Here is a 20,180-nt window from a genome sequence, read left to right as displayed (position 1 = left end):
TGTTTAACATAAAAACAAATTTTTTTTAGCAAAAAGATGAAAATCTCTCAAAACGCCCCGCCACACTACATTACACTACGCCTATTGCGATTCCTAAAAGACTATATTCAGCAGGTTAATGGAGATAGATTTCGCCGCAGCGATTTTACTTTCTGGAAAAACATGGGGTTATTCTTTACACAAACCGCATTTGTAACGGTAGGCGGCTCCTATACCGTGCTGCCTTATGTAGCGCACTACAGCGTTACCAAACTGCACTGGCTCAGTAAATTGCAGATGATCGATGGATTTGCACTGGCGGAAACAACACCCGGCCCGCTCATCATCGTATTATCATTTGTGGGTTTTATGGCCGGTTATAACCATTTTGGCGGCTCTTTATGGATGGGTGCAGCCGGGCTACTCGCTACCACTTATTTTACCTTTTTGCCCTGTTTCCTGATGATTTTCGCCGGCGCCCCGCTGATTGAGAAAACGCACGGCATTGAAATCATCGAAGGCATTCCTGGGTTAATTACCGCCGCAGTAGTGGGAGTGATACTCAACCTTACTTTATATCTCGGGAAAGATGTGACTTTCCCGGGTGGCATTTTATTCAGCCATCCGGATATCCTGGCGCCGGTATGGATATCCGTTTCGCTTGTGCTGATGTTGAAGTTCAGGATGAATATCTTATACCTGATCGGGTTAAGCGTGTTGTACGGATTACTTCATTATTTGTTATACCCTTTAGGGTATAATTTGGGGAATGAAGTGATTTTTATACCCTAAAGGGTATAAATTATAAATATTTGAAGTTAGTATACCATGCTTTATTTTGTAAATTCAGGTAGTCATCTTCAAACTGCAAAAATGGAAACAGCAAAGAAACCCGTGATTACCTCAGGCGCCCACCAGGGACAAAGCCTTTCTGTGGCTGGCGGCAACTACCGCATACTTATATCCGGGAAAGAAACGGATGGTGAGTTCGCCACCATCGAAATGCTGGTGCCACCGGGCGGTGGCCCTGGTCCTCATGCCCATGCCGGTTTCCAGGAATCTTTTTATGTAGTGGAAGGTGAGGTGGAAGTGCAGTCGGAAGACGGTATCTATACCGCGGGGCAAGGCGCATATATTGTAATCCCCAGGGGTGGTATTGTGCATGGTTTCAAGAACAAGTCCGGCAACATGGCGAAGTTGCTGTGCGTAGTAGTCCCTTCCGGCCTTGAAGAAATGTTCCTGGAACTTGGAGTACCCGTTGCCGAAGGCGAGTTTTTGCCACCACCGGTAATAGACGATGCTATGAAGAAAAAAATGCAGGATCTTGCTGAAAAGTATGGACAAAAGATGTATCCGCCCGATTACTTTACCAAATCTGCGAAGGAGTAATTACCTGCGACTTGATAACTTCGGAGCGCTTTTTCAGGGGGCATAGTGTATAGGGAGTGTATGGGAAGTGTATCATGAGTGTATGGTGAGTGTATGGGAACAGTATAGGGACTGTATAGGGACTGTATGGGGACTATATAGGGAATACGACACATAGACGAGTCCTAAGTATCCAAGAAGTATCGGAGAAGTATCAGAGAAGTAATAGCCGCTATTTTTCCAGACAAAGATTATGATACGACATCTAATAATAGTTTTGTTGACCTTGTACACGTTATCAACAACAGCACAAAATAAAATGAGACAGGTTGAAGAACTAATCAACAAAACAGACCCAGGGTGGATACTGGTAGATGAGTGGATTAAATCTGCTAAAAACAAAGTTGAGATTTTGCCGGTTGACACGTCAAAAGCAAAAGACGCATTGTATAAAACACAAGTGACAACGCGTTCCCCAATGGGGGCAATTATTTACATGACAGGTGGACTGTTGATAGATGATGGTTGGATTAGAATTCTTGGTTCAGGCAGTGCAAAAATTAATCGGACACTTCCTGATTGGAATAAGGGAAAATCCTTTAACGAATTCGGCGAAAGTCCATCATTTCTGTTAATTGCGGATGATGCTATTGGAGGTTTCTATCTTCTAAATGGTGGTGGGCTTGGCGAGGATTTAGGAAAGGTCTATTATTTTTCGCCAGACAATTTAGAGTATGAACCACTTAACCTTAGCTATACCCAATTCTTAGATTTCTGCTTCAACAACGATTTAGATAAATTTTATGAAGGCAGCAGGTGGACGAATTGGCGAAACGAAGTTTCAAAGTTAGACGGTGATAAAGTTTTCAACTTTTATCCTTTTCTTTGGACGAAGGAAGGAAAAGACATTAATAAAAACTCCCGGAAAGCTATTTCGGTTGAAGAACAATATGATTTTAACCTTGACATGAGAAAGCAACTTGGAGCAGACAAATAAAAAACCGTTTCTCCTCTCCCTTAAATTAATCAAGACAATCAAGCTTCCCCAAAACAAAAAAGCCTCCGGATTCTATCTGAAGGCTTAGAAATTTCCCTACTGTCGCTTAAATTCTCTTAGTGGGGTTAGTCACTCCTTAGCTGTATAATCTAATGAAATGTGGTGTAGAGATGACTATTCAACTTGAAATAGATCAATTCGTTTTTCAGGTCTATGATAGTGTTGAACCGCTTTAAGAAATTGTTCCCAAAGAAGCCAGCCATTTTTTGTGTAGCATCAATCCCCTCCGTTGAGCCGGAGAGCGAGATTGGAATGTTATATAGAAACTTACCGGAAAATTCAATAGCCGGACAGAGGACAATGGGCATTTCATATGTTGAACCATCTGATCCCTGGAAGGATGCACCGCCTATCTTCTTCATTTTCGCTGCCAATTGATTGGTTCTGGCATAGGGAGAAGCAATGGTCAATACATCATCGGCTCCGCTATCCAGACCAAACAGACCGGTGTATTTCACTCCATTTGCGATAAAACTACATTTTACCGCCGGGTAGTTATCCACCAGCTTCAGTTTCATTTTTTCATACGAGGAAAAATCCAGGTGTTGATCGTTTTCCTGATAAAACCGGATCTCATTCTTGTTGTAGTCAATTTCAATGATATTGCCCTTCATCAGATCTGTTCCAAATACCCCGTCAAAAATATCGGTGTCATAAGGAATAACAGTCAAAACAATTGCCTTCCTCGTCAATGATCCAAATGACACGGTATTGTTATTGCTCTGATCCACCGTGTTGGTACCGTTTGAGCCTTTGTTCTGCGATTGCCCGCTTATTTTAAGCCCTGCCTTTTTAAGGGATCGACCATTGATTACCGACCCATTTGCACCGGTATCAAACAAAAACCGGATACTATCCTTCTCATTTACCTTGCAATAAATGTAGATACAGTTCTTTTCCAACGTAAAGGGGATAGTTGTTATTGGCTGCGATTGCCCCCAAATATGGGATGCAATAAACATAAGAAACACTATAAATAATAGTTTCTTCAACGGAGCAGGAGATGGTAGTGAATTAAATTTTTTCATGTTGGTAGCGTAGGGTGGTCTACGTTGTAAAGAAGTAATCGTTTATCAGCAAAGCTAAGGAATAAAAATCGTTTAAAATCTGATATCGGCAAGTGGTTATATCCTGATTTGGTTGTCGATATTTAAGACATGACTGCAAATTCAATCGCAAGCTGAAAGCCTTTAGATCTATGATCTAAAGGCTTTCAGCTTGCGGGCTATAAGAGACAAGGTTCGAACCCGTTTGCAGATGATTTATCTGAAATTCAGACATTTATTAGTGAAATTAATTGGAAATCCGGGTATTAATGTTTGGTTACGTTTCCATGAAAAGGAGATAGCGTTCCATAAGCAGGAAGCAACAAATAGAGGCCGTGTTGCGAGTTTGCCTCCGATGCGTTTCGTGGATAGCGGGTTCACGTGTAGTTGTAGAATTTTGGAAAAGACACGCTTTTTAGCACTTAAATTCAGGCAGCTTAACGAATATATTTTAATCTTCATATCTTTATTCGGCAACAGTACAGACTTGCGTGTTACGCAAGTCTGTACTAAGATCAGCCGACAAAAAAATAAGTATGGGACTATTTGACCTTTTTAAAAAACAGGACGACAACTCTCCAGCAAAGGAGGATTTGCAAAAGGCTAAGAAACATTTTGACAACGGTGAGTTTCAAGAATGTCTGCGGACTTTAACCTGGGGCTTTAGAAAAGATGTAAACTACAAACTACTTTACCAGCTTGCCTCTGACAGCTTAGGTAAACTCAACGCAAGTGATGAACAAAAACTTTTTGCAGCAGTTTGTAAAAATCAAAATGACTCAAGTGCTTACAATAGCTTAGGTAATTTTTATTTCAGTGTTGGACATTATGATTTAGCTCAAGTGTTTTATGAAAAAACAATCCAACTTAATCCTCATAATTCAGAAGCGCATCACGACCTTGCAATTTGTTATGCAAGACGATTTCAGATAAACAAAGCCATAGACGTTTTAGTTAACTTTAATGCAAACGACTTTTGGAATTTGTACTTCTTAAACAAGTGCAAAATACTTGACAAGAAAATAGACGGTGTTCAACAGTCTGTAAATAATCTTCAGGTTTTTCTTGACCAACAACCAAATCAAGAAGATGTTATAATTCCCAGAATGAAAGTTGCGGAGCTTCAAGAAACTTTACAGCGCTTCAATTCAGTTAAAGACATCCAAACTCATATCCGTGATTGGCAGTTCATTCAATACGGTGGTGTTGTGCTTGACTACTTTGATGACAATGAAGATTATGTAGCAGGTGGGCGATATGTTGCAAGTTGGGGCTCTTATGAGTCTATTAAAAAACTGGCTAATAAAGTAAAACAATTTGCCAGCAAACTTTCAATTTCATTTCTATCTGTTGTTTCACTTCCTGATAGAGATTCTGACATTGTCGGACGGGTTTTAGCAAAAGAGCTCGGAATTGGTTTTGGGCTGTATGATCCAACAAAGCTAAATCAGGATTGCTTAATTGTTTCGGCTGACAGTTCATATTTTCAAGATTACGGGCAACTAAACAAAATTAACAACAATCAAGTTGTTTTTTCAGCTAATCACAGTTGGCTTGACAACACTATGGTTAACCCTGACATCATAGGCTTTATGACACAAACTTATAGTTTTCCCTGGAGTGGTGGTGGAATGAGAATAACGGATGTAGAAAGTGGAAAAATTGAAAAAATTGCACCAGACGACCGTTCAACAGAGGAAATAGCAATGGCCATTTTTAACATCAGGCAAGAGCCAGACGACATTAATGAACATTTAGAGTTTTATTTGGAACACAAAGAATATTTGAAAGGTATTGGAAATTCATCGGGCGATAAGCGTTACAATTTTATGATTGAGAGCCCTGTTCCGGGTTCTTACTTCAGTTAACAGATACGATGATTATTGCACTTCTAACAAACATTCCCGCAAATTTTGGAGGAATGACTTCGGACGGAAAAGTACGGCAGCCGCTACAGCGGGAGCACCTTTGGTAGCTGGCCTGTTAAAGATCTTTGGGCAACTAAAAAGCCTTCAAGTCCAATGACTTGAAGGCTTTTTAGTTTGCGGAGAGAGAGGGATTCGAACCCTCGATACAGTTTAACCCGTATGACGGTTTAGCAAACCGTTCCTTTCGGCCACTCAGGCATCTCTCCATTATTTCCCTGAAGGGGTTGCAAAAATAGGAAAAGTTTTATATTCTCCAAAAGCAAATTCACTTTTTTACAAAAAAACTTGCCTCTTACTCCAAAAAATCGCCCGAAACCCAATACCCGTAAGGCTGTACATAAAAAAGCCGTGCAGTTGCTGCACGGCTTTTTAAAATAGGTTATCAGGGCTAAGGCGGGCTTACATGGCCGCCAGTTGTACTTTCTGTTGTAATTCAATTACACTGTCACGGAAGTTGTTATCAGTATCCATCAGGTCTTTTACTGTCTGACAGCTGTGGATAACGGTGGTATGATCCCGTCCACCAAAATGTTCACCGATTGTTTTCAGGGAGTTTTTAGTAAATGATTTTGCAAGATACATGGTGATTTGCCGGGCCTGTACAATTTCACGCTTACGTGTTTTTTGCAACAGCTTATCATAAGGCACATCAAAATATTCGCAAACCATTTTCTGGATACTCTCGATCGTAATTTCTTTGGAAGATGTTTTTACGAAAGACTTCAATACGCGCTTCGCCAGTTCCAGGTCTATTTCCTTACGGTTCAGCGACGATTGTGCCAGCAGGGAAATTAATGCACCTTCCAGTTCACGTACGTTTGTCTGGATATTATAGGCTACATACTTCACTACTTCTTTCGGCATTTCCAATCCATCGTTCCGCATCTTCATCTCCAGGATTTCCATCCGGGTTTCAAAATCGGGAATCTGGATATCAGCGCTCAGTCCCCAGCGGAAGCGGCTCAGTAATCTTTCCTGTACTCCATCCAGATCTTTAGGCGCCTTATCAGACGTTAAGATCAGCTGCTTGCCGGATTGATGCAGGTGGTTAAAGATAGCGAAGAAGGCGTCCTGTGTTTTCTCTGCGCGGGCAAAGAACTGGATATCATCTACAATCAACACATCTATCAACTGGTAGAAGTGGATAAAGTCGTTGATGATATTGTTTTTGGAATGATCTATAAACTGGTTAATGAATTTCTCTGCACTTACATATAACACCGCTTTGTTAGGATGTATACGTTTTACATCATTGCCTACTGCCTGCGCAAGATGCGTTTTTCCCAAACCTACCCCACCATATATTACCAGCGGGTTAAAAGAGGTGCCACCGGGCTTTTCAGCCACTGTTTTACCTGCACGTCTTGCTACACGGTTACTGTCTCCTTCTACATACGCATCAAACGTATAATTTGGATTTAGCTGCGAGTCAATCTGTACCCTTTTTATACCCGGAATAACAAAGGGATTCTTAACCGGGTTGTGAATCGTTAAAGGAAAATCTACTTCATTGTCTTTCTGAGGTTTGGTAAACTGCGTGGGCATGTTTACTGTTCTGGGATGCTGATGTGGCGTACCGTTCTCTACTACAATGCGATACTCCAACCGGGCTTCTTTACCTAATTCTCTCTTGATGGTTTTTCCTAACAATCCCACATAGTGCTCCTCAAGGTATTCATAAAAGAATTGGCTGGGGACCTGGATGGTTAAAACATTGTTTTCAAGTTTAATGGGTTTAATAGGTTCAAACCATGTCTTAAACGGCTGCCATTCTACTATATCCCTAATTATATTAAGACACTTTTCCCAAACTTGTTCGCAAGTTTTATTCATTGAGATAAAAAAAATTAGTTGTTTCTTAATTAAGGATGCTTAGTTCTCGAATTCGAAATTCCCCAACGCAGGAAGTTGAAAAATTTTCAGACAGGACGACGAATATCTGTAGAAAATGTTGAAAAAAAAAATTTATCTACCCTTGTTTATATTCTCCTGATTACAGAGTACCAAAACTCCTTTTTCCACTACTGCTGTGGCTTTACAGCCCAGACGTGACAAGGTTTTCACTACTATAAACCCCATTGATTAACAGCACCTTTATCTTCTTCATTCTCCTTTTTATCATAAATATGGATATATAATTGATAAAATAATATTGTATCCTTTCTCTCAAAAAAAAACGTTCACTGATAAGTCATGAGATATTCACACTTTTTCGGGAGAGGGTGCAAAACTATGTTAGTATCTCCATTTAAAAAAATGTATTAGGGGATAGTAATTATGAAAGTATTTATTTATATCCGCGCGCACCGGATTAATAAAAAATATTTGTCCGCACTAAGCCGAATACCTTATCTTTGACCCTTCTGAATTTAAAATAATTTTTCTATGAGTTTTGAAATTACCGGAAAGCTGATTGTGAAGTACAACACGGTACAACGTAGCGAAACTTTTAAGACAAGAGAGTTCGTTATTGAGAAGTCCGACGACATCAATGGCCGTGTTATCAACAACTATATAAAGTTTCAGTCGGTGCAAGACCGCACTGGTATTGTTGACCGGTTCAATGAAGGTGAAAACGTTAAAGTTTATTTCAATATCAAAGGCACCAGATGGGAAAAAGATGGTAAAGTAAATTACATCACCAACCTGGATGCATGGCGTATGGAATCTGTTATGGCAGCACCTGCTCCGGGCACAGATCCACAGCCGAACTACAATACTCCTCAGATGCCTGCAGGCGGCGGAGATGGCGGCGACGACCTGCCTTTCTAAGCTGAAAGTATAAAACAAAAGCTATTGAAGCGAAGATAGAAGCGGATAATATCCCCTTGTATCTTCGCTTTACTCGTTTTATACATTACCCCGTATTCACTATCTTTGCAGCAGTTTTAGGATAAACACCTAACCGCTAATATGATACAACAAATATCTCTCAAATTACTGCCGGCCGATGCCGCCTCTCATACACATATCATACAGCACGCCGCTGCCTCACTAAGTGTAAAGCCTGCCGATATTACCGGGTTCAATCTGCTCAAACGTTCTATAGACGCACGTTCCAAACAGGTGTTCTTTGTTCTTACCATACAGGTGTTCATCAATGAACCCTTCGAAGAAAAACAACACACCCATCCGGTATATCCTTCCCTGCCAGCCAATGCACCACGCGTGCTCATTGCAGGCGCAGGACCCGCCGGCCTCTTCGCCGCATTGCGACTCATAGAAGCAGGCGTAAAACCAGTTATACTGGAACGCGGTAAAGATGTACGCGCACGACGACGCGACCTCGCCGCCCTCAATAAAACAGGTATCGTAAACCCCGACTCCAACTACTGCTTCGGCGAAGGCGGCGCCGGTACCTACTCCGATGGCAAACTATACACCCGCTCCAATAAACGCGGCGATATTAACCGCATCCTCAACATATTCGTTCACTTCGGCGCAGAAGATAAAATTATGATCGATGCGCACCCGCACATCGGTACCAACAAACTCCCGCATATCATTACCGCTATGCGTGAACAAATTATCAACAGCGGCGGAGAAGTACACTTCGAACAAAAAGTAACCGCCATACAAATCAGCAACGGCGCGGTTACCGGCGTACAAACCGCCACCGGCCAGCTCTTTGAAGGCAAACAACTCATTCTCGCTACAGGCCACTCCGCCCGCGATATATTTATCATGCTCCACCAGCAAAACATTTTGCTGGAAGCCAAACCGTTTGCCCTCGGTGTACGCGTGGAACACCCACAGGAACTGATCGACAATGCGCAGTACCATTGCCAGGTACGCGGCGAATATCTCCCACCGGCCAGCTACAGCCTTGTAGAACAGGTAGAAGGCCGCGGCGTATTCTCCTTCTGTATGTGCCCCGGTGGCATTATCGCCCCCGCTGCTACTGATCCCGGCGAACTGGTGGTGAATGGCTGGTCGCCTTCCAAACGCAACAACCCCTTCGCTAATTCAGGCATGGTGGTAACGGTAGATGAATCCGACTTCGCACCATTTGCCCATCACGGCCCGCTCGCAGCCATGTACTTTCAACAGGCTGTTGAAAAACAGGCGTATCACGCCGGTGGCGGCAACTTCGTGGCGCCCGCACAACGCATGACCGACTTTGTCAATAAAAAAGTTTCTGCCTCCCTGCCTGAATGCTCCTATGTGCCGGGCCTCAACAGCACCGATCTGCGCAGCGTATTACCCAAAGTAGTACACCAGCGCCTCGCCGGCGCCTTTAAAGCCTTTGGCCGCAAAATGAAAGGATATTACACTGAAAACGCAGTGCTGGTTGCCACAGAGTCACGCACCTCTTCACCGGTACGCATTCCACGCAACAATGATACACTGGAACATCCGCAGGTAGCTGGTCTTTATCCCTGCGCTGAAGGCGCGGGATATGCCGGAGGGATCGTATCTGCTGCAATGGACGGGGAGCGCGTGGCCGCCATCATCGCCGCAAAGTTATCATAGAGATATTATGATTATTTATTGGGGATTAATCACTAATTTTTCACCATGAACCTACTCGAAGTTAAACACCTGAAAAAGCATTATGATACCCACAAGGCGGTAGATGATGTTAGCTTTGATATACAGCAGGGCAGCATCTTCGGCTTACTGGGTCCAAACGGCGCCGGTAAAACAACCCTGCTCCGTATGATTACCGGCATCTTCTACCCGGATGAAGGCCAGATCTTTTTCAACGGACAAAAATTTGACCCCGAAAACGATGTACAGTACATCGGCTATATGCCGGAAGAAAGAGGTCTCTATAAAAAAATGAAGGTAGGTGAACAAACCCTTTATCTTGCCCAGCTCAAAGGTCTCTCCCGGAAAGATGCCGTACAGAAGATCAAATACTGGTTCGATAAATTCGACATCAACTCGTGGTATAACAAACGCGTTGATGAACTCAGTAAAGGCATGCAGCAGAAAGTGCAGTTCATCTCCACCGTGCTGCATCAGCCCCGGCTGCTGATCCTCGATGAACCCTTCTCCGGCCTGGACCCTATCAACTCCAACCTCATCAAACAGGAAATATTCAACCTCAGTCAGCAAGGTACCACCATCATCTTTTCTACCCACCGCATGGAACAGGTAGAAGAAATATGCGATCATATCATGCTGATCAACAAAGGACATAAAATACTGGATGGCAGCGTAAAACAGATCCAGCAGGACTTTAAACAGGGTCTCTTTAAAGTGGGCCTGGGCATAATGCCCAATCCTGCACAAATGGCTACTTATCACTTTAACATTGTGCAAACACATGATAAGGCGTTTACCGTAAAAATGAATGAAGACAGCAGCACCAACGATATTCTGCTGCATTTCATCCGCCAGGACATTCCTGTTACATATTTTGAAGAAATCCTTCCTTCTATCAACGAGGTATTTATCACCCAGGTACAGCAAACCGAAAACAGCAACGCCCCCGTAGCTGCTTTACCGCTGGCCTGATTAACCTGCTATTTATGGAGAAAATCTGGCTCATTATAAAAAGGGAATTCTTTACCCGCGTACGCAAAAAATCATTCCTCATCACCACACTACTGGTGCCACTGGCCTTTGCCGCCATGATCATTGTGCCTATCCTCTTATCTACTTCTTCCAGCGAACATAAACTGATTGCAGTAGTAGATAAAAGCGGGTTGTTTGAAAATAAGTTCCCCGATTCCAAAGGCGTATATTTCAAATACGTGCAAAACCAGCCTGTCGACAGTCTCAAGCTGCATTACAGTGAACTCGGATATGAAGGAGTCCTGTATATCCCCGATTTCGACATCAACAGACCTTCCGGCTTTGAATTTTATAGCAGCGGCCAGGCAAGCATCACCATAGAAAACAGTATCAACAAGGATATCAACAGCATCATCGAAAAGAAACGCATGGAGCTGCAGGGCATTGAACCTTCCAAAATGGATGAAATCAGGTCTGATGTGGAGGTAACCTTTAAAAACGGGAAGGATGAAAAGAAAGGCAGCTCCTGGGTGTCGTATGGTGTAGGTTATGCCAGTGGATTCATTATCTACTTTGTGCTGTTACTGTTTGGTACCTCTGTGATGAGAGGCGTGATGGAAGAAAAAGTGAGCCGCATTGCAGAAGTGATGATCTCCAGCGTGAAACCTTTCCAGCTCATGATGGGAAAAATTGTAGGTATAGCCGCAGTGGGCCTTCTGCAGTTTTTTATATGGGGTATATTCATTACAGCCATTTATTCCCTGATACCGCTGTTCTTTTCTCCCGAAAGCATGCAGGCAGCTGCTGCACAGGGCAACCCGGCCCAAACAGCCGAAATGGTTCACCGGATGAGAGAAGTGATTGGCAGCATCAACTGGGGTTTACTGGTGCCGTGCTTTGTATTATACTTCCTGGGAGGCTATCTCTTCTACTCCGCCTTGTATGCTGCTATTGGCAGTTTGGTGAATGAAGATGCTTCCGACGTACAACAGCTCACCATTCCTGTAACGGTGCCCATCATCATTGGTATCATGATCATGATGAAAGCGGTACAGGACCCTGGTAGTCCGCTTGCTGTATGGGGCAGTATTATCCCGTTCACATCGCCAATGGTGATGATGGCCCGGCTACCCTATGGTGTTCCCGGCACCGTGCCTTACTGGCAACTGGGATTGTCATTTGCTTGTTTGATTGGTGGCTTTTTAGGCACTACCTGGTTAGCCGGCAGAATATACCGCACAGGCATCCTGATGTATGGAAAGAAAATTACGCTGAAAGAAGCGATGAAGTGGGTAGTAAGAAAACCATAAAAATTTTGTGAGATGGTTACCGGGGCGGTTGTTCCGGTAACCAATCATATATCGAAGCTATTTAAATGACGGATGGTTTCCCTGAACTCCGTCCATATTTCTGCTAATACAGTTGCTGCGGGCTTTATATCGTGTATCAGCGCACTTACCTGGCCTATTTCCAGTTCTCCTTCTTCGAGGTTCCCTTCAAACATGCCTGATTTGGCGCGGGCGCGTCCCAGCAAGGTTTTCAGCGCATTCACATCTGCACCGCTATCTTCTGCCTGCTGTACCGCCTGGTAAAAATTATTTTTGATGAGGCGTACCGGCGTCAGCTTCTTTAAACTTAACATGGTATCGCCTTCTCTGGCATTTACAACTGCCTGTTTAAAATTTATATGGGAAGATGCTTCGGGCGTGGCTACAAAACGGCTGCCTACCTGTACGCCGGATGCTCCTAAAGCAAAAGCTGCTGCCATTGCTTTCCCGGAGCCTATGCCTCCGGCTGCAATAACCGGTATTTTCACCTGTTCGCATACCGCCGGGATCAGCACCATTGTGGTGGTTTCTTCGCGGCCGTTATGCCCGCCTGCTTCAAATCCTTCTGCTACCACTGCATCCACGCCGGCGGCCTCGCTTTTTAATGCAAAGGCTGCACTGGATACTACATGCACTACTTTAATGCCTGCCGCTTTCAGTACCGGTGTCCATGTTTTAGGATTCCCGGCAGAAGTGAATACAATTTGTACCCCTTCTTCCAGGATAATATTTATCAGCTGGTCAATATCCGGGTATAACAACGGTATGTTCACACCAAAAGGCTTATCAGTAGCCTGTTTGCACTTCTGAATATGTTCCCGCAATACCGCAGGATACATGCTGCCTGCGCCAATGAGGCCCAGGCCACCGGCATTACTAACTGCACTGGCTAAACGCCATCCGCTCGCCCAGATCATACCAGCCTGGATAACAGGATATTGAATATTGAATAAGGAAGTGATACGGTTGTTCATAAGCGAATATACTATAGCTTGATGCTGCCGGTATTATCCCAGGTCTATTTCTGTATTGTCGCCTATGTTCAGGCTCTGGCTCAATCCGCGGATATTGGCGTCGCTGCCTATCAGGGAAGATTTCAATACTACTTCATACAGGTTGCTGAAAGAACCAATGATAGAATCCTTTACAATAGAGTAGTTGATCACCGTATTATCACCAATGGCCACATTAGGGCCGATAATAGCGTTTTTAATATTACAGCCTTCCCCTATGCTTACCGGTGGGATGATGATCGTATTTTCATATGGTAATACGGGATTACTGGCCAGTTTATACTTCTTCAGGAGGATAGCGTTTGTTTCCAGCAACGTGTCTTTCCGGCCACAATCGAACCAGTTGGATACTTTGTAGCCGTTAAACTGCACGCCGTGCTCAATCATACATTCCAATGCATCCGTGAGCTGGAACTCATCATGCGATTTTATCCTGTTGTCGATATTGCTCTGGAGGCAGTCGTACAGCTGCTGCGTTTCCTTGATCTTGTAAAGTCCTACCAGTGCGAGGTTCGACTTAGGGATCTGTGGTTTCTCCACTACGCGGGTAATTTTGCCCTGTTCATCCAGTTCGGCTACGCCGAAGTTACGCGGGTCGTCTACTTTCTTCAGGCCCAGCATAGAATAGGGAGAGGCGATCACTTCTTTGAAATCACACTCGCAGATGGTATCGCCCAGTACAATCAGTATTTCATCATTACCTACCACATCGCGGGTAAGGGATAAAGCATGACCGGTACCTTCGCGGCTGTTTTGCTGCACAAAGTGGCAGGTAAGCTGCGGATACTTCTTTTCTACGTAATGCTGGATCTTTTCACCAAGATAACCTACCACAAAAACAAATTCTGTGATACCCGCATCCACTAACTGATCAATAATGATACTGAGAATGGTTCTGCCGGCTAAAGGTATTAATGCTTTAGGCTGTGTATATGTATGTGGACGAAGCTTGGTGCCTGCCCCTGCCACTGGTATTATTGCCTTCATTTAGTGTTGTAGTTAGGATTAGCTATTGCTGCTCGAATGCGGCGAAATTAACATAAAAAGCGGAAAGCATAAAGCAGAAGCCTTTACGCTTGCAATTGATCCGGCTTTAATTTATTTTTGCACCAAATTTAAGGCAACATGCAAAGAGACCAGCAAATATTTGATTTAATCGGCCAGGAGTTGGAGCGTCAGCGCCACGGCATTGAGTTGATCGCATCTGAAAACTTTACCAGCTTACAGGTAATGCAGGCAATGGGACATGTGATGACGAATAAATATGCCGAAGGCTATCCTGGCAGAAGATATTATGCAGGCTGTGAAATAGTGGACCAAAGCGAACAACTGGCTATCGACAGGGCAAAACAAATATTTGGCGCCGCTTATGTGAACGTACAACCTCACTCCGGTGCGCAGGCCAATGCTGCTGTTATGCTGGCGATTCTGCAACCGGGCGATAAAATCCTCGGACTGGACCTGAGCATGGGAGGCCATCTTACCCACGGTTCTTCCGTAAACTACTCCGGAAAGCTCTACCAACCTCATTTCTACGGTGTTAACAAAGAAACAGGACTGGTAGAATATGATAAAATGGAAGAAATTGCCAACCGCGAAAAACCAAAACTGATTGTTTGCGGTGCTTCTGCTTACAGCCGCGACTGGGATTACAAACGTATCCGCGAAATAGCTGACCAGGTAGGCGCTTTTGTACTGGCTGATATTGCACACCCGGCAGGTTTGATTGCCAAAGGCTTACTGAACTCTCCGTTTGCCCATTGCCATTTTGTAACCACTACCACTCATAAAACCCTCCGTGGTCCACGCGGCGGTATGATCATGATGGGCGCAGATTTCGAAAATCCATTCGGTCTGAAAACACCAAAAGGCGAAACCCGCCTGATGAGCTCTCTCATTGACACTGCTGTATTCCCTGGTATCCAGGGCGGTCCGCTGGAACACGTTATTGCCGCTAAAGCCGTTTCCTTCTTCGAGATCCTGTCTGACGACTACACCGTATACGCCAACCAGATCCTGAAAAATGCGCAGTCTATGGCTAAAAGCTTTGTAGGCAAAGGATATGAAATCATTTCCGGTGGTACGGACAATCACCTGATGCTGATTGACCTCCGCAATAAAAATATCTCCGGTAAAAAAGCCGAACAAACACTGGTAAAAGCCGATATCACCGTAAATAAAAACATGGTGCCTTTCGACGATAAATCCGCCTTTGTTACTTCCGGTATCCGCGTGGGCGTTCCTGCTATCACTACCCGTGGTATGAACGAAGGCCACATGGGCCAGATCGTTGACTGGATCGATGCTTTGCTGCTGGATGCTGATAACGAAGGACTGATCCTCAAAGTAAGAGGTGAAGTAAATACCTTTATGCAGCAGTTCCCGTTGTATCCTGAGCTGTAATTAAAACATACATCTTAATATATAAGAGAGAAAGCCTGAACAGGGCTTTCTCTCTTTTTTTTGCCTTTTATTTTGTAAATCAAAATATACCCTTATCTTTATAGTGTACTAGTTAAGTAGTACACTAAACCACAAGATATGATTAACATCCAATCCCTGACATTCAGCTACCGGAAAAACAAGCCCCTGTTTGAAAACTTACAGCTACGGCTGGAAGCAGGACATATTTATGGTTTGCTTGGAAAAAACGGTGCGGGCAAATCCACGCTCCTGAAACAAATGGCCGGCTTACTATTCCCCGACAGCGGCACCTGTGAAGTACTGGGCTACCCGTCTGCCAAAAGGCAACCCGCCTTCCTCCGGGAGATATTCCTTGTACCGGAAGAATTCTATCTCCCGAAAGTAAGTGTGAAAAGATATGTAAACACCTACGCCCCTTTTTATCCCAACTTCGATGAAGCTGCGTTTTACAACTATCTCAAAGAATTTGAAATTCCAAAGGATCAGCAGTTAACGGAAATGTCGTACGGACAAAAGAAGAAAGTACTGATCAGTTTTGCCCTGGCCGCCAACACCAAAGCGCTGATCATGGACGAACCTACCAACGGCCTGGACATCCCCTCCAAAAGCCAGTTCCGTAAAGTGATTGCAGCCGCGGCGAGTGACGATAAATGTATTGTGATTTCCACACACCAGGTACGTGACCTGGATAACCTCATCGACAGTATCGTGATCATTGATGACCACAAAATTATTTTCCGGGAAGATGTACAAACGGTGACGGATAAACTGAGTTTCAAAACCGTGAGCAGGATCGAGGAAACTACCGGTGTTCTCTTCGCCGACAGCAACCTGCGCGGGCACACCGTCATTACCCGCAACGCAGGCCAGGAACAAAGCAAAATAGATATGGAGCTGCTGTTTAATGCGATCCTCACCAATCATAAACCCATCCAGGAAATATTCAACTGATTAACACATGCAACCAAATAATGTATTCAATGTTCGCCGTATGCAGTTATACCTGCAAAAACACTTTACCGATCATTACCGCTTCTACGGAATGGGCATGCTGGTCATATTCGGGCTGATGACCGGTATCGCGGTTTTAATGATACTGGTAGCCCGCGAACCCTTCCGCCGCATGAGTGAGCTGGTTCCTTTCTATTATATCGGGTTGTTCCTGGGTGGTTTGCTCTTCACCAGCAGGGCTTTCAATGAACTGGGTAGTAAAGAAAAAGGAGTAGATTTCCTGATGTTGCCAGCCTCCCAGTTTGAGAAATTCATCACCCTGTTCCTCATCAGCAGTATAGGCTATCTGTTATTTTACCACATTAGCAGCTATCTCAGCTTTAAAATTATTGAAGGCGCACAATTAACAGCCCTCAATCAAAAAATCGAAAGAAACTACGATTTCCTGGACAACCCGAAAGAAAAGGTATACGTCTATTACGGCTACGTCATCCTGCAGGCAGCATTTTTACTTGGCGCCACCTATTTCCATAAGTACAGTTTTATCAAAACAGTGTTATCCGTTTTCATATTTGGTTTTGCATTATGGCTTATTAACTGCATTATTGTTACCCTGATCTTCGGGTTCGGACAAGAGTTCTGGAAAAGATCGGTGCCGTTCCTGCTGGTCGCCAAACAGGAAGTCGGACCCTCTTCCTGGCATAGCACGGTATACCTGATCCCGGAATGGCTGCAAAACACTTACCTCTTTACGATAAAATTTGTGATAGCACCTGTACTCTGGATCATTGCCTATTTCCGGTTGAAGGATCAAGAAATTTAAAAACTTAGCGAAATGGAATTCAAAGATACACAGGCAATATATATACAGATCGCGGACTATATCTGCGAACAGATATTGCTTACCAAATGGCAGCCGGAAGAACGTATTCCTTCTGTAAGGGAACTGGCGGTTTCGCTGGAAGTAAATCCCAACACAGTAATGCGCACCTGCGAGCTCCTGCAGCAACAGGAAATTATTCAGAATAAAAGAGGGATCGGCTACTTTATCAGCGGAGACGCCGTGAAGAAAATAAAGCAATTCAAAAAAGATACTTTTATCCGCAATGAATTACCAAGTTTCTTCCGCAGCATGTACCTGCTGGATCTTGACCTCGATGAACTGAAACCTCATTTTGAGAAATTCAAAAAATCAAACTTCAATTAACATGACAACCAGCAATAAATTACTACTAGGTTTTTCAGGCGTACTGGTGTTACTCATGCTGTTTTCTGCCATTATACTAAAAGCCAATTACAATAAAGGCATCACCAATACGGAGCAGCACCAGCCACAGAAGGATCCGGACTATGCAAAAGTTACCCTGCCTGCCTTCAAAGCGCTGGTGCTGAAAAACACTGCTGCAATTAATGAAAAGCACGAGGCTACTATCTATGTCCGTGAATCGCCGGAATACAACCTCGAATTCTATAAAAATGCTACTTACAATATGTCGGGCGACACCCTTATAGTGGAGATCAGCAAGTCGCGTGACATCACGTTATACGCTCCGGCTGTCAGCTATATCGACAACAGAAGTGATTACGGCATCAGCCTCTCGGATATTAAATCGCCCAGCCTGGAAATCAACACAGGCAACGATGTACGGACCTTTATGATCAGTACAAAAATTAATTCTTTTGCCTATACGGGTGGGAAAAACAATACGCTTGAAGTAAATGAAGATAATATACTGGACTCTGTGAAGGTAACGATGGATAAACGTGGTTCACTCTACTTTTATGCGCCGTATCAGTCAGGGGAATTCAGGGTAGATAGTTTAGACAACCTGAATATAACCGGCAAGTCGTTACAAAGTTTAAAACGGATTAACTAATGATTAGCAATAAATTCTATCAATGCATAAACCTGTTTTCTAACCGGTTTTAAATTACATAACAAGTTTTTGTGTTAAAAATGAACGTCCCGATTTTCATCGGGACGTTGCTGTTATATTTTTTTAAAACTGCGTAGCCAGGTAGGCCATCGTTCCAATGCCTATCTCTATCGCATGTTCATCTACATCAAAAGTAGGAGTATGCACACCGGAAGTAATTCCACGGGCCACATTACCGGTACCCAACCGGAAGAAACAGGCAGGTACTACCTGTGAATAAAAAGCAAAATCTTCTGCGCCCATCCTGATTTCTGTATCGCCCACTGCTTCCGCGCCCAGGTAATCGGTAGCAAAGCCGCGGGCTTTGGTGGTCACTTCTTCATTATTATATAGAGTAGGATAACCTACTAATATTTCAATATCAATGCCGGCGCCCATTGCTTCGGCAATACCTATTGCCTGTTTACGGATCAGCTCATGCGCTTTAAACCGCCAGGTTTCATCCATTGCCCTGAAAGTACCCATCAGCTTCACTTCGCTGGGGATCACGTTGGTAGTGAATCCGCCATTGAAAGCACAGATAGATAATACAGAAGGAGAAAAAGGATTGTTGTTACGGGAGATGATCTGCTGTAAGCTTACCACCAGTTGAGATGCTACCAGGATAGTATCTACTGTAAGATGTGGCTGCGCGGCATGGCCGCCTTTTCCTTTGATGGTAATATAAATTTCATCTGCACTGGCCATGTACTTACCGGCATGAAATCCCAGCTTGCCGGCTTCCATAGAGGGATGCACATGCAACCCCAGGATAGCGTCCGGGCGGGGATTTTCAAGGGCGCCTTCTTCAATCATGATGCTGGCGCCGCCTGGATGTTTTTCTTCACCTGGCTGGAACAGCACTTTGATGGTGCCTTCAAACTGATCTTTTAATTCATTTAATATTTTGGTAGCGCCCAGTACCACGGAAGTATGTACATCATGTCCGCAGGCATGCATTACGCCTACGTTCGTAGATTTATAGGGCACATCGTTAGCTTCAGTGATCGGCAGTGCGTCCATATCTGCACGCAGTGCGATGGTTTTGGAGGCAGGGTTCTTTCCTTCTATCAGCGCAATGATGCCGGTGCCGGCAATACCTGCTTTGAAAGGAACGCCGAAGGCGGTTAACTGCTGTTGGATATAAGCAGTGGTTTCAAATTCCTGGAAGGATAGTTCCGGGTGGGAATGGAGATGTCTCCTGATGGCAGTAAATTCAGGAGCATATGCCTTTGCCAGCTCTTTAATACGGTTCTTCATTCGATAGTTCTTTATCCAGTGACACGTTAATAATGGCAGGTACTACAAATACACCACCTGCAAACAGGTCGGATAATTTGTCCCGTAATTCAGCTGCTTCCTCACGGGTTTTAAAATCGCCTACGCGCACTTTAAAATAGGGGGCCTGGTAATCGAGATAAGTGCGGTAGTCGCCAAAAAGCTGCATCACTTTTGCTTTGGCTTCATTGGCATCACCGCGTTTGTTAGTAGAAATTACCTGTACCCGGAAACCGGACTGGTTGCGGATGGCCAGGGTATTAATGTAGATCTGTTTTTTTATCAGCACGTCCAAACGACTATCTTTCACCACTCTCACATTTCCGTTGCCGGCGATTGCATTGTCCTGCGCCATGGCCACACCACTCCCCAACAGACAGCATACCAGGATGAATAACTTTTGCATGAATACGGTATAATTAACTATGA

At 44.0% G+C, this 20,180-nt stretch carries 19 protein-coding genes and 1 tRNA gene; 13 read left to right on the top strand and 7 right to left on the bottom strand.

Going from position 1 to position 20,180, the window contains the following annotated elements; all coding sequences use genetic code 11:
• The first annotated feature begins 84 nt into the window (after positions 1 to 84).
• From PV783_RS05950 to PV783_RS05940, 3 genes are all read left to right on the top strand, one after another.
• Complete coding sequence (locus PV783_RS05950; RefSeq protein ID WP_420987389.1) at positions 85 to 771, top strand: chromate transporter; 687 nt, start codon at positions 85 to 87, stop codon at positions 769 to 771.
• 81 nt (positions 772 to 852) lie between these two features.
• Positions 853 to 1,368, top strand: a complete 516-nt coding sequence (locus PV783_RS05945) for a cupin domain-containing protein (protein WP_079469641.1) — start codon at positions 853 to 855, stop codon at positions 1,366 to 1,368.
• 298 nt (positions 1,369 to 1,666) lie between these two features.
• Positions 1,667 to 2,344, top strand: a complete 678-nt coding sequence (locus PV783_RS05940) for a DUF2625 domain-containing protein (RefSeq protein ID WP_420987388.1) — start codon at positions 1,667 to 1,669, stop codon at positions 2,342 to 2,344.
• 149 nt (positions 2,345 to 2,493) lie between these two features.
• On the opposite strand, the gene PV783_RS05935 is transcribed toward PV783_RS05940, so the two are convergent.
• Complete coding sequence (locus PV783_RS05935; RefSeq protein ID WP_420987387.1) at positions 2,494 to 3,306, bottom strand: retropepsin-like aspartic protease; 813 nt, start codon at positions 3,304 to 3,306, stop codon at positions 2,494 to 2,496.
• 680 nt (positions 3,307 to 3,986) lie between these two features.
• Here PV783_RS05935 and PV783_RS05930 point away from each other — a divergent pair.
• A complete protein-coding gene (locus PV783_RS05930; protein ID WP_420987386.1) occupies positions 3,987 to 5,318 on the top strand; it encodes a tetratricopeptide repeat protein in 1,332 nt (443 codons plus the stop codon).
• Between the two features lie 177 nt (positions 5,319 to 5,495).
• Here PV783_RS05930 and PV783_RS05925 read toward each other — a convergent pair.
• Positions 5,496 to 5,584 (bottom strand) — tRNA-Ser (locus PV783_RS05925).
• 193 nt (positions 5,585 to 5,777) lie between these two features.
• Positions 5,778 to 7,211 carry a chromosomal replication initiator protein DnaA gene (dnaA, locus tag PV783_RS05920; RefSeq protein WP_079469646.1) on the bottom strand — a complete coding sequence of 478 codons (1,434 nt, stop codon included), beginning with the start codon at positions 7,209 to 7,211 and terminating at the stop codon, positions 5,778 to 5,780.
• Positions 7,212 to 7,763: 552 nt separating this feature from the next.
• Between dnaA and PV783_RS05915 the strand changes: the two genes are divergently transcribed.
• The 4 genes from PV783_RS05915 to PV783_RS05900 all read left to right on the top strand — a co-directional run bounded on the left by PV783_RS05915 (position 7,764) and on the right by PV783_RS05900 (position 12,151).
• Positions 7,764 to 8,150, top strand: a complete 387-nt coding sequence (locus tag PV783_RS05915) for a DUF3127 domain-containing protein (protein WP_079469647.1) — start codon at positions 7,764 to 7,766, stop codon at positions 8,148 to 8,150.
• Between the two features lie 141 nt (positions 8,151 to 8,291).
• Positions 8,292 to 9,851: an NAD(P)/FAD-dependent oxidoreductase gene (locus PV783_RS05910; RefSeq protein ID WP_336387897.1), complete on the top strand. Its 1,560-nt coding sequence runs from the start codon at positions 8,292 to 8,294 to the stop codon at positions 9,849 to 9,851.
• Positions 9,852 to 9,896: 45 nt separating this feature from the next.
• The gene (locus PV783_RS05905; RefSeq protein WP_111576938.1) at positions 9,897 to 10,841 is read left to right on the top strand and encodes an ABC transporter ATP-binding protein; all 945 of its coding nucleotides are present in this window, start codon (positions 9,897 to 9,899) and stop codon (positions 10,839 to 10,841) included.
• Positions 10,842 to 10,855: 14 nt separating this feature from the next.
• Positions 10,856 to 12,151: an ABC transporter permease gene (locus tag PV783_RS05900; protein WP_079469650.1), complete on the top strand. Its 1,296-nt coding sequence runs from the start codon at positions 10,856 to 10,858 to the stop codon at positions 12,149 to 12,151.
• 44 nt (positions 12,152 to 12,195) lie between these two features.
• Here PV783_RS05900 and PV783_RS05895 read toward each other — a convergent pair whose 3' ends face one another.
• Positions 12,196 to 13,143: an NAD(P)H-dependent flavin oxidoreductase gene (locus PV783_RS05895; protein WP_420987385.1), complete on the bottom strand. Its 948-nt coding sequence runs from the start codon at positions 13,141 to 13,143 to the stop codon at positions 12,196 to 12,198.
• Positions 13,144 to 13,176: 33 nt separating this feature from the next.
• Positions 13,177 to 14,169: a sugar phosphate nucleotidyltransferase gene (locus PV783_RS05890; RefSeq protein ID WP_079469652.1), complete on the bottom strand. Its 993-nt coding sequence runs from the start codon at positions 14,167 to 14,169 to the stop codon at positions 13,177 to 13,179.
• A 138-nt stretch (positions 14,170 to 14,307) separates the two neighbouring features.
• Between PV783_RS05890 and glyA the strand changes: the two genes are divergently transcribed.
• The 5 genes from glyA (at position 14,308) to PV783_RS05865 (ending at position 18,434) form a co-directional block, all read left to right on the top strand.
• Positions 14,308 to 15,585 carry a serine hydroxymethyltransferase gene (gene glyA / locus PV783_RS05885; protein ID WP_079469653.1) on the top strand — a complete coding sequence of 426 codons (1,278 nt, stop codon included), beginning with the start codon at positions 14,308 to 14,310 and terminating at the stop codon, positions 15,583 to 15,585.
• 138 nt (positions 15,586 to 15,723) lie between these two features.
• Entirely contained in the window at positions 15,724 to 16,557 is an 834-nt protein-coding gene (locus PV783_RS05880; RefSeq protein WP_420987384.1) for an ATP-binding cassette domain-containing protein, read from the top strand.
• Between the two features lie 7 nt (positions 16,558 to 16,564).
• The gene (locus tag PV783_RS05875; protein WP_420987383.1) at positions 16,565 to 17,380 is read left to right on the top strand and encodes a hypothetical protein; all 816 of its coding nucleotides are present in this window, start codon (positions 16,565 to 16,567) and stop codon (positions 17,378 to 17,380) included.
• 12 nt (positions 17,381 to 17,392) lie between these two features.
• Positions 17,393 to 17,764 carry a GntR family transcriptional regulator gene (locus tag PV783_RS05870; RefSeq protein ID WP_079469656.1) on the top strand — a complete coding sequence of 124 codons (372 nt, stop codon included), beginning with the start codon at positions 17,393 to 17,395 and terminating at the stop codon, positions 17,762 to 17,764.
• Position 17,765: 1 nt separating this feature from the next.
• Entirely contained in the window at positions 17,766 to 18,434 is a 669-nt protein-coding gene (locus tag PV783_RS05865; protein ID WP_420987382.1) for a hypothetical protein, read from the top strand.
• A gap of 123 nt (positions 18,435 to 18,557) precedes the next feature.
• Here PV783_RS05865 and PV783_RS05860 read toward each other — a convergent pair whose 3' ends face one another.
• Positions 18,558 to 19,733 carry a M20 metallopeptidase family protein gene (locus PV783_RS05860; RefSeq protein ID WP_079469658.1) on the bottom strand — a complete coding sequence of 392 codons (1,176 nt, stop codon included), beginning with the start codon at positions 19,731 to 19,733 and terminating at the stop codon, positions 18,558 to 18,560.
• Positions 19,717 to 20,157, bottom strand: a complete 441-nt coding sequence (locus tag PV783_RS05855) for an SPOR domain-containing protein (RefSeq protein WP_079469659.1) — start codon at positions 20,155 to 20,157, stop codon at positions 19,717 to 19,719. The genes PV783_RS05860 and PV783_RS05855 overlap by 17 nt, the downstream gene beginning before the upstream one ends.
• Positions 20,158 to 20,180 lie beyond the last annotated feature (23 nt).

This window comes from Chitinophaga sp. CC14, from assembly GCF_048957795.1.
Taxonomy (GTDB): Bacteria; Bacteroidota; Bacteroidia; order Chitinophagales; family Chitinophagaceae; genus Chitinophaga; species Chitinophaga ginsengisegetis.
Note: the sequence above shows the minus strand (reverse complement) of the source record. Positions and strands in the feature narration are given on the sequence as shown.